At 37.6% G+C, this 10,971-nt stretch carries 10 protein-coding genes; 2 read left to right on the top strand and 8 right to left on the bottom strand.

The window, feature by feature from the left end; translation table 11 throughout:
* Positions 1-67 precede the first annotated feature (67 nt).
* Positions 68-2,146 (bottom strand): T9SS type A sorting domain-containing protein, encoded by a 2,079-nt coding sequence (locus ACMA47_RS14985; RefSeq protein ID WP_413930405.1) that lies wholly within the window; start codon positions 2,144-2,146, stop codon positions 68-70.
* A gap of 154 nt (positions 2,147-2,300) precedes the next feature.
* Here ACMA47_RS14985 and ACMA47_RS14980 point away from each other — a divergent pair, with 154 nt between their 5' ends.
* Positions 2,301-3,173: a helix-turn-helix transcriptional regulator gene (locus ACMA47_RS14980; protein ID WP_413930404.1), complete on the top strand. Its 873-nt coding sequence runs from the start codon at positions 2,301-2,303 to the stop codon at positions 3,171-3,173.
* A gap of 92 nt (positions 3,174-3,265) precedes the next feature.
* Here ACMA47_RS14980 and ACMA47_RS14975 read toward each other — a convergent pair whose 3' ends face one another.
* Both ACMA47_RS14975 and ACMA47_RS14970 read right to left on the bottom strand, forming a co-directional pair.
* The gene (locus ACMA47_RS14975; protein ID WP_170872059.1) at positions 3,266-3,550 is read right to left on the bottom strand and encodes a hypothetical protein; all 285 of its coding nucleotides are present in this window, start codon (positions 3,548-3,550) and stop codon (positions 3,266-3,268) included.
* 93 nt (positions 3,551-3,643) lie between these two features.
* Complete coding sequence (locus ACMA47_RS14970) at positions 3,644-5,251, bottom strand: fumarate hydratase (RefSeq protein ID WP_309436641.1); 1,608 nt, start codon at positions 5,249-5,251, stop codon at positions 3,644-3,646.
* 226 nt (positions 5,252-5,477) lie between these two features.
* Between ACMA47_RS14970 and fumC the strand changes: the two genes are divergently transcribed.
* Complete coding sequence (gene fumC / locus ACMA47_RS14965) at positions 5,478-6,872, top strand: class II fumarate hydratase (RefSeq protein ID WP_413930403.1); 1,395 nt, start codon at positions 5,478-5,480, stop codon at positions 6,870-6,872.
* Between the two features lie 75 nt (positions 6,873-6,947).
* Here the strand turns inward: fumC and ACMA47_RS14960 are convergent, their stop codons facing one another.
* The 5 genes from ACMA47_RS14960 to ACMA47_RS14940 form a co-directional block, all read right to left on the bottom strand.
* The gene (locus ACMA47_RS14960; protein WP_413930402.1) at positions 6,948-7,988 is read right to left on the bottom strand and encodes an outer membrane beta-barrel protein; all 1,041 of its coding nucleotides are present in this window, start codon (positions 7,986-7,988) and stop codon (positions 6,948-6,950) included.
* A 30-nt stretch (positions 7,989-8,018) separates the two neighbouring features.
* Entirely contained in the window at positions 8,019-8,627 is a 609-nt protein-coding gene (locus ACMA47_RS14955; protein ID WP_413930401.1) for a hypothetical protein, read from the bottom strand.
* The gene (locus ACMA47_RS14950; RefSeq protein WP_047428786.1) at positions 8,614-9,174 is read right to left on the bottom strand and encodes an RNA polymerase sigma factor; all 561 of its coding nucleotides are present in this window, start codon (positions 9,172-9,174) and stop codon (positions 8,614-8,616) included. Before ACMA47_RS14950 ends, ACMA47_RS14955 begins: the two co-directional genes overlap by 14 nt.
* A gap of 123 nt (positions 9,175-9,297) precedes the next feature.
* Positions 9,298-10,236 carry a Dyp-type peroxidase gene (locus tag ACMA47_RS14945; protein ID WP_413930400.1) on the bottom strand — a complete coding sequence of 313 codons (939 nt, stop codon included), beginning with the start codon at positions 10,234-10,236 and terminating at the stop codon, positions 9,298-9,300.
* An 18-nt stretch (positions 10,237-10,254) separates the two neighbouring features.
* The gene (locus tag ACMA47_RS14940; protein ID WP_413930399.1) at positions 10,255-10,971 is read right to left on the bottom strand and encodes an ABC transporter ATP-binding protein; all 717 of its coding nucleotides are present in this window, start codon (positions 10,969-10,971) and stop codon (positions 10,255-10,257) included.

Here is a 10,971-nt window from a genome sequence, read left to right as displayed (position 1 = left end):
CCTTCCAATAAAAGTAATTGTAATGAACTAATTCCTTTTGGCAAAAATCTTTGGTATTGAATTTCGCTTAATTTTTTATAATTTTTTTAGAAATGGATTGCCCATTCTTTAATTTTAATTCTACAATATACAATCCTGAAGGAAGTTCAGTCATGTTGATCTGATTATCCGAGAACTGTACATTCATTCTTTGTCCTACTGCGTTCACAACGTTTACTTTTTCAATCCCTGAATCAGCTTTAACCATAAGAATTCCTTTTGTAGGGTTAGGATACATTCCAATTACAGATTGATTCAGTTTGGTTTCTGAAGTACTCAAAGAAGAGGTAGGCTTGATGCATCTTACTGAAGCACCCTGCCCTCTCATAGCACCAGCAGATGGATTGGCAATCGTGGATCCGATATACAGATATTTACCTCCTAAACTTGATGTATCAGAGCTCCAGAAATACCCTCTTTGCCCTACGAAAGTAAAGTTCCCATCACTGGAGCTTCTGTAACCTCCGGCAGGTAATTTAAGATGACTGTTATAAGCAGCTGTAGGGTTAGAAATACTTTCTGCTCCTATTAAAGTTGTCCACTCTGCCTGAGAAGGCATTTTCCAGTCTGCTCCTATTGCTTTACAAGGATCTATACCTGCAGAAGCATTGACATCTGCAAGTGATGTCCCATTCCATGTATCTCCACTGGCAAAATTTGCCCACCATGCCGGAGATCCTGCAACATAAGCTCCCACAGTGGTACTTGTTCCTTCCGGAGTGTTAGGAGATGGTGCCTGTACAATCTGAGAGTTTCTAAGCTGGTGTCCGTCATCCCATCTTCCCCATTGGAAAAGATCTCCATAAGAATTGGCATCCGCTACTGATGAAGCCACCTGTGTACTTCCCAGGTTCTGCTGAAGCCAGATTTTTCCATCTGCTCCTCTTACCGTAGTATAAGCAACCTGTTGTCCACGATACATAAAACTTACGCAGCCAACATCACCTACATTGGCTCCAGGATCTGTATTGCTGCATGTTTGTGGATTAAGGTTCAGAGAAATTCTTTTCACCTTTGTTGTATTGTCGGAATAAGCCAAAACAAGATAATTTTGTGCCTTATCTATCGCTAAATCATTGTATTTTGCTTCGCCATCTGAAACAAAATCTCCTCCAAAAGGAACCCAGTTTTGCGAATCATCTAATTTATAAACCGTATTTCTCAGGAAGTCATCATTTTCAAAACGGCTGGCCACCACGTAAGGTTTTCCGGATTCTGTTACGGCTAACGCAACATGCTGTACTCTTCCTTCTGAGAAGTTGGCATTTCCAACCTGCACCCAGGAGTTTCCGTCAAATTTCTTGACATTCACTTTTTTTCCTCCTGCAGAGTTTGAAACATACGCTACATAGATTCTATTTGCACCATCTAAAGCAATATCAGCATTGTACTGTTCCCCTGACGAAGAAGCATCAGCCGCGGCTCCTCCTACCAAACTCCAGTTTTGTCCTGAACTTGCATCCGTACTGTTCTGATATACTTTTATCCCTCCGGAAACATTGCAGGTATACACCATATTATTGGTCCCTATGACCATTTCAGCAAATTCAGCACCTCCTGAAAAGCCTGCATTTCCTACCTGTTCCCATGCACCTCCGGAATATTTTTTTACAGTTCCGGAACCGTAAGATCCATAAGTGAATATAATATTATCTGAAGATACTGCAGAAGCCTGATAATTTACCGAGCTGTCTGTAGCATTCGGAAGCTGAGACCATAAAGAGCCTGTAAATAAACGGACTTCCATCCCGGAGCCTGGATAACCAAGCTGATTGGTATAATAAATACTGTTCCCGTTCGGACTTATAGACAATGAGTTGTAAGTGGCAGTTCCTGTAGTAACTCCGGGTGTTCCCCCTAAGTAAGACCATGAGTTCCCGTTAAATTTCTGAACAGAGCCTTTAGCTACTGAAACATCATAATATGACAGATAATAGTTTCCTGAGTTATCAATAACAAGATTATTAAAACTGCTTCCTCCTGCAGATACATCCTGAACGCCTCCAACATTTTCCCATTGCTGGGCATACATATAGCTTCCAGCAACGGTTAGCAGTACTAATCCCGTTCTGATTTTCTGAATTGCAAAATGTAAATCTTTAAACATATGAAATATTATTTTTAATTATTCTAAATTTAATTTAATTTTGCGCAAAAGTACCTCACATAATTAACCCCGAGTTATCATTTTCGAACTTTTGGTTATCCTGCGAAGGACTTTTATCTTAAGAAGTTGTACCATGGCTGTAAAAATGTGTTGTATGAGGAGTCAATCAAAAAGTGGACATTTGTTCATATCCGAGGACATCAAAATCATCATGCAGGAAGACCTGTGTCCTGATCAATCCTTCAAGTCTCATATGCTGGAGGGGAAGTCAAGCTTTAATCTGATTTTTCTGTTGAGTGAGGGCATTAATTTAGAAGGTCATGATTGCGGCACCCAGTTTTTATTCAAGAAAAATCAATATATACTTCATTATTCTTCTAAAGAAAGTGTTGCTGAATTATGGACGGAAAATCAGGAAATTCTGAGGTATCTCCAGATTCAGATTAATTACCAATATATTTTTAACCTCATCAATCCGGAACTTAATCGTGAGAATGCTGAGATTCTGGAAAACATGATTCATAATAATTTTATATTCCTTCATAAAGAAACGCCGCCGGATATGACAGTTGAGATGCATATGATTGTAAAAGAAATTCTGGATTATAATAAGAAAGGAATCATGCAGAAGTTATTTATAGAAGCAAAGATTATCAAACTCCTTATCCTGATCTTTGAACAATTTAATGAGAAAAACATTCTCGAGGATACTCCAAAAACTCCCGAAATGATCAGGAAATTCATTGATGAAAATTATCACAGGAATATAAAAGCGGAAGAAATAGGAAAATATTTTGGTCTGAACCAGAATATCATCAGAAAGGAATTTAAAACTCAGTACCATACAACGATTGCTCATTATATTTCGGAGCTCAGAATGTTGAAAGCCAGGAAACTGATCACTAATAAAGAAATTATGATCAAAGAGATCGCTATTGAATGCGGCTATGAGTACCTCCAGAACTTTACACGCGCTTTCAAAAAGAAATTTGGGGTATCTCCTGAAAGTCTGAGGAATAATAAATAGAAAAACCGCTTAATTGCTTAAGCGGTTTATATATGTTGTTTTGCTTTGATATTACTTTTTCAGAATTCAGGTGAAAAAGCAATGACAATCAATTAATGATGATGTCCGTGATCGTGAAGGAAAGGTCCGTTTCCTTTAGGCTCGCTATAGATAACTTCTACACCTTCCTGCTCAGAAATAAGCTTTCTTCTGATATCTTCAGGATCGAAAGGCTTTACTTTTCCGAAATACTCTTTCAAACCTTCAGTTAGCCACATTGGGATTACTAATCCGAAGAACATAAAAATACACCAGAATCCTACTAAGAACATAGTAATGAAGAATATAGTCCAAAGGAACTGGTAGAACGGCCAAAATGCTGATAATATCGTTATCATTCTCTTAAAGATTTTAGGCAAAAATAGAACTTTTTTCCTTTTTACACAAAAGATCAGCGTTCTATTTTCTTATTTATTTTAATTTTAAACTAATTAGTGAGCCAGATTTGCGAAGAAATCATTGCCTTTATCATCGGAAATGATGAATGCAGGGAAGTCTTTTACTTCAATTTTTCTTACTGCTTCCATTCCTAATTCCGGGAAGTCTACTACATCTACAGACACAATATTGTCTTTCGCAAGAATAGCAGCCGGTCCTCCGATAGACCCAAGATAGAAACCTCCATATTTATGACATGCATTGGTAACATCTTTACTTCTGTTTCCTTTTGCCAGCATAATCATACTTCCACCGTGGCTTTGGAACTCGTCTACATAAACGTCCATTCTTCCGGCAGTAGTAGGTCCGAAACTTCCTGAAGCCATTCCTTCCGGAGTTTTTGCAGGTCCAGCGTAATAGATTGGGTGATTTTTGAAATATTCAGGCATTGGTTTCCCGCTGTCGATAATTTCTTTGATTTTTGCGTGAGCAATATCTCTTGCTACGATTAATGTTCCGTTCAGTTTTAATCTGGTTTTGATCGGATATTTGGAAAGTTCGGCAAGAATTTCCGGCATTGGCTTGTTCAGGTTAACCTCAACAGCTTCTTCCAAGTGTGGAGGAGTATCAGGTAAGAATCTTTTCGGATCCTGCTCTAATTGCTCCAGGAAAATCCCTTCTTTTGTAATTTTTCCTTTGATATTTCTGTCTGCAGAACAGGAAACTCCCATTCCTACAGGGCAAGATGCAGCGTGTCTCGGAAGTCTGATCACTCTTACGTCATGCGTAAGGTATTTCCCTCCAAACTGAGCTCCTATAGCACTTTCCTGACAGATTTTCTGAACTTTAGCTTCCCATTCAAGATCTCTGAAAGCCTGTCCGGCCTCATTTCCTTCTGTCGGAAGATGGTCGTAATATTTTGCAGATGCTTTCTTCACTGCTGCAAGGTTGGCTTCTGCTGAAGTACCTCCGATTACCAACGCTAAATGGTAAGGTGGGCAGGCAGCTGTTCCAAGGTCTGAAATTCTTTCTTTAACGAATTCTTCAAGAGATTTTTCGTTCAATAAAGATTTCGTCTTTTGATATAAGAATGTTTTATTCGCAGAACCTCCTCCTTTTGTCAAGAATAAGAATTCATAATAATCTCCTTTTTTAGCATAGATATCGATCTGTGCAGGAAGGTTAGATCCGGAATTCTTCTCATCAAACATCGTTAAAGGAACTACCTGAGAATATCTTAGGTTTCTTTTCTGATAAGTATTGAAAATTCCTTTGCTCAGGTATTCTCCATCTTCTACTCCCGTATATACATTTTCCCCTTTCTTTCCCATTACGATAGCGGTTCCCGTATCCTGGCATGAAGGAAGAGCTCCCTCAACTGCTACGGCAGCATTCTGTAAAAGGTTATACGCAACGAATCTGTCATTATCTGTAGCTTCAGGATCATCAATAATTCTTCTAAGGCTTTCTAAGTGCGAAGAACGAAGCATGAAAGACACATCTGCCATCGCTTCTTCAGCTAACAGTTCCAATCCTTTAGGATCTATTGTTAAAATTTCTCTGTCACCCAGTTTTTCCACCTTTACATAGTCTGATGTAAGCTTCTTGTACACCGTATCATCTTTCTGAATAGGATACGGATCCTGATATCTAAAATCCATTCAATTTTTGTTTGTACAAAAGTACGCCTCCTTTAAAAAAATATGAGTAAAATCAGTCATTTATATTGATATTTATAATGATTATAAATTGGAGGTTTCTGAGTTTATAAGTACCTTTATAGAAGCTAAATAAACAAAGCCAAAACATTATTTTCTTCATCAAACATAAATAATGTTTACAGTTTTTATGGCTTACAATAAAAAGATCATACAAATTTCAACCACTATGAATTACAGAATTGAAAAAGACACCATGGGAGAAGTGCAGGTACCTGCAGATAAACTTTGGGGTGCACAGACGGAACGTTCCAGAAACAATTTTAAAATAGGACCTGAGGGTTCAATGCCGCATGAAATTATCGAAGCTTTTGCTTATCTGAAAAAGGCTGCGGCTTACACTAACACTGACCTGGGAGTACTTTCTGCAGAAAAAAGAGATATGATTGCTAAGGTATGTGACGAAATTCTGGAAGGAAAGCTTAATGACCAGTTTCCGTTGGTGATCTGGCAGACAGGTTCCGGAACGCAGTCTAACATGAATGTGAATGAAGTAGTTTCCAACAGAGCTCATGTGAATAACGGAGGGACATTAGGCGAAAAATCTGAAATTCACCCGAATGATGATGTGAATAAATCCCAGTCTTCGAATGATACCTATCCTACTGCCATGCACATTGCTGCTTATTCCAAAGTGGTAGAAGTAACCATTCCGGCTGTAGAAAAACTAAAAAACACGTTGGCTGAAAAGTCAAAAGCTTTCAAAGATGTAGTAAAAATTGGTAGAACTCACTTGATGGATGCCACTCCTCTTACTCTTGGACAGGAATTTTCAGGATATGTGGCTCAGTTGGAATTCGGATTGAGAGCTTTAAAAAATACTTTACCTCACCTTTCTGAACTGGCATTGGGAGGAACCGCCGTAGGTACAGGTTTGAATACACCCAACGGTTATGATGTAAAAGTGGCAGAATATATTGCTCAATTTACCAATCATCCTTTCGTTACTGCAGAAAATAAATTTGAAGCCCTTGCTGCACATGATGCGATTGTGGAATCTCACGGAGCTTTAAAGCAACTGGCGGTTTCTTTATATAAAATTGCTCAGGATGTAAGATTACTGGCCTCTGGTCCACGTTCCGGAATCGGGGAAATTCATATTCCTGAAAATGAGCCGGGATCTTCTATTATGCCAGGGAAAGTAAATCCTACTCAGAATGAAGCGATGACCATGGTTTGCGCACAGGTTTTAGGAAACGATACGACCATTTCATTTGCCGGAACTCAGGGGAATTATGAACTGAATGTTTTCAAACCGGTAATGGCTTATAATTTTTTACAGTCTGCTCAACTGATTGCTGATGCATGTATTTCATTCAACGATCATTGTGCTGTAGGTATTGAACCGAACCATGAGAGAATTAAAGAACTGGTAGACAAATCTTTAATGCTTGTAACGGCTTTAAATACTCATATCGGATATGAAAATGCGGCTAAGATTGCAAAAACAGCCCATAAAAACGGGACAACATTGAAAGAGGAAGCCATTAATCTTGGTCTGTTAACTGCTGAACAGTTTGACGAATGGGTAAAACCTGAAGATATGGTAGGAAGTTTAAAATAATGATTCTATAACTGATACAACGCAAAAACTCCGGAAATAGTTTCCGGAGTTTTTCATTTTACTGTCAAAATATATTTAATCTAATCCAATGGCCAAGCCAAATATCAGTGCTTTATCATTTTTAAAATAACTGTCTTTAAAGAAGTTGCTGAAATCTTTTTTAACAAACACACTGAAACTGTTGTATGAGAATGTTATCTGTGCTCCATAGACAAAAGGATTCACCTGATAGTTTCCGCGGTCTCTGGTTTCACCATCATTTCCTTTTACAATATTGTTGGTAGACATTTTTACCCCTCCATACACATTAGCTCCAATTTTAAAGCCTGTATAATAACTTCTGTACTGGATATCCATTCCGGCATTTTTAAGTTTTGAGAAATTATACTGCATCCCAAGGGGAACCATGATATATCCGGTTCTCAGTTTGCTTTTATCAAGATTTCCGTTGTATTGTGCCAAAGCAACTCCCTGATCTGCACTTCTTGTAAACAGCATATTATTATCTGCTCTTACCGTTCTCCATGAAAATCCTAACCCGGAAATTACCGCCCACGGGCTTGTTCTGCTAAGCTGATAATTCAGTTTCAGACCAAACTCCAGGTTATTGGCATATCCGATGTTTTTATCAAGGACATTATCTTGAGCACTGTTTGTCAACGTCATAATTCCATAAGAGAAATATCCTGTAAAACTTCTGCTGGGACGGAATTTCTTCAATAATTTTTCTTTAAGTTCTTCTTTTGAGGTAACATCAGTATTCAAAAGGGAATATCTTACCTGCTTTTGAATAACGTCATCCAGATCAAATCCAAGTTCTTCAATTCTTTTATCCATTTTCTCAGAATAACGGTCTGCAATCTGAGCTTTTTCTCTGTCGAAATCTGCTTTATCAAGATTTCTGGCCTGCAAAACGACCAGTTCATCTTCCATCAGCTTTTTTTCTTCCTGAATGATGGTATTGATCTTTGCGGCATATTCTTCCACTTTTTCTTTTACAATAGGGCTTACCTCTGTATCTTTTTTAGAAGACAGGTTAATATTGAATGTCTTTTGTGCATAGAATGATGCTGAAAAAGAGCACAGCAATCCCATTACGATTAATTTCTTGATCATATTATTAATTTTTAAATTTTTACGGATAAATTATCTGGCATTCAAATCAATAGTAGCCACGTTACTTCCATCCTTTGTTTTTTCGATAACATCTTTATGCTCTACTGAGAAAAGAAGTGTGGATGGGTCTACATATTTTTTCTTTTTAACCGGAGTTTTTATAGAATCGGCTTTTGCCATCAGTTTAGGATTAGAAATTTGAGTGATATCCAGTTTCTTCAAAGGAAGAGTTTCTTTATAAATAAGTTTATTCTGCCCTACTGCCACCGGAGAAATCACTTCTTGCTTATCAGGAGAAAGAGTTTTTTTCACCTCCTTTTTATCATTATTCCCAACTGCCAGCGGAACATGATTCTGAACAGGATCTTTTACCATTTCATTTGTCGTATTTTTTCCGGTTTCCTTCACAATTTCCGGTTGAGTCTCGGAAGGCTGATTAAGAAAAAAAAGAACGCTTCCCAAGCTGAATGTCAAAATCAAACATGCTGCTACTAAAACCCAGTTCATTTTTGATTTGGAACGGTGATTATTGTTATTCTGAAGCTCAATTTCGGACCACAGATCCCGTGATGGAGCAATTTCTCTTTCCTCAATCTGCTTTTTGATCTGAAATTCAATATTATCTTTAGACGTTTTCATTTTTCACTTTTTTTTGTTGTTGAAAGTAGATCTTTCTTAATTTTTCTTTTGCTCTGAACAGCTGTGTTTTGCTGACAGCCACTGAAATCTGCAAAGTATCAGCAATTTCCTGATGAGAATATTCTTCCAGCACGTACAGGTTAAAAACCATTCTGTAAGCATCGGGAAGCTGGTCCAAAAGCTCTTGCGCATTAAAATCACAATCAATCTCTGCTTCATGGATATCTTCATGAAAAGATTGATTAATCTCGTCCAGATAGAAAACAGTTTTATGACTCTTGATAAAATTCAGGCATTCATTTACAACAATTCTTCTTGCCCAGCTTTCCAGGTTCGACTCTCCTCTGAAGCTTTCTATGTGCTTAAAAATTTTACAGAATGCTTTAATGAGACAATCTTCGGCCTGATACAAATCGCTCACATAGCTTTTGCTTACACTCAGGAATCTCTTTACATTCTGTTCATAGAAAATCTTCTGTGCAGCCGGATCCTGTTTCTTCAGGAGGCTTAACAAATCATTCTTTTTATTTCCGAACAAAAGTTTCATGCTTATGCTGTTTCTATACTAAAGACAATCAAAACAAAAAAAGGTTACAACATTTAAAAAAAATTCTATTTTTTGTGCTTAATTAAATAAAAAAGGCTGCCTTGGATGGGACAGCCTTTCATTTTATCCTGAGAATTCATCAAGCATATTTCGGGTAGGAACAAAGAAAAGCGTTCCGGTAACTGCTGTGCTGAAATCTAAAATTCTGTCATAATTTCCGGGAGGATCACCTATAAACATATTCGTCAACATTTTTTTTGTGGTGGAAAATGTACTTGAATAGGCAATAAAGTAAGTTCCAAACTCATTGGTAGAAGGATTCCCAAAAGGCATGTTATCTCTGACAATTTTCAATTCTTCTCCATTCTCGCCTTCGATATTGGCTAAAGCAATATGTGAATTCGACGGTTTTACATCATCAGACATTTCAATATCATTTTCCTTTGACCTTCCAATTACTTTCTCCTGATCTTCTGTTGACAAGCCCTTCCAGGCATCCATATTGTGAAGATATTTCTGAACAAAAAGGAAACTTCCTCCTTTATACTGAGGATCTTCATCTCCTATTTTTCCGAAATAATCACGATCGTCTCCATGAGGATTTTCCGTTCCGTCTACAAAACCCAGAATAGAACGTGCATCCCAATATTTAAATCCATGAATCTCCAAGATACTTTCTGCCACAGAACTTAACAACTGGGAAATTTCAACTGCCATATCGAAAATAAGGCTTTTATTGTCTGCTCTCAGATGAAAATGAAGATCTCCGGGAGTAGAAACAGCGGTATGTTTTGATCCTTTTATTTCTTCAAAATTAATTAATTCTTTTGGCGGTGGTGATGGAAGTTCCAGTTTTCTCCATGCATCTGCACCAATTCCCATGACACAACTTGCCCTGCTATCCGGGAAACGGTTAAACACCGAATTGTTAAGATTTAACACCAACGCGCATAATTCCTGAAAAACATTTTTCAGCTGTGGGCTGTCATTAAGTTTCCAGACCATGAAAATAGTATTGCTGTTGGGATAATCTGTTACATTCTGTGATTCTATTGTATTCATACCTCTATTTTTGTGGTATTAAATATCCGAAACTGAAACCTGATCTGCAAAATATTGTTCCAAATCTTTCAATGTTTCCGGATTGGTCTGAATATCTTTTACCAAAAGCCCTTTGTTCACCACCACAATTCTGTTGCAGACTTCTGTGGTATGGGAAAGATCATGACTGGAAATAAGAAAAGTAACGCCATCCTGTTTTGATAATTCCTTGATCAGATTTTTAAGTTTGATCTGAGTAGACGGATCGAGGTTAGCAAAAGGCTCATCCAGAATAATAATTTCAGGATTCCCGATGATTGCTCCTACAATTCCCACTTTTTTCTGATTTCCTTTTGAAAGATCACGGACATATTTCCCGGATTTCAGGATTTCACCATTGAAAAAATCATGAAAAGGTTTCAGGAATTCATCTACAGATGCTTTATTCTGACCTCTCAACTCCCCGAGAAAATAAAAATATTCCTCCGGAGTAAGATATCCAATGAGAAACGTATCATCTACAAATGCTGATACTTTATTTTTCCAGGCTTCAGATTCGTTGACTTTAATACCATCAATGCTTACAAAGCCTGTTGTTGCCTGAATCAAATCCAGCATCAGGCTGAAAAGGGTTGTTTTTCCTGCCCCGTTATTTCCTACAAGGCCAAATGTTTCTCCTTTAGGAATCTCAAGATTTTCTATATTAAGAACCGTTGCTGTCCCGTATGTTTTTGATAGATTATGTATATTGATCAT

Source organism: Chryseobacterium sp. T20 (assembly GCF_047345655.1).
Lineage (GTDB): Bacteria > Bacteroidota > Bacteroidia > Flavobacteriales > Weeksellaceae > Chryseobacterium.
Note: the sequence above shows the minus strand (reverse complement) of the source record. Positions and strands in the feature narration are given on the sequence as shown.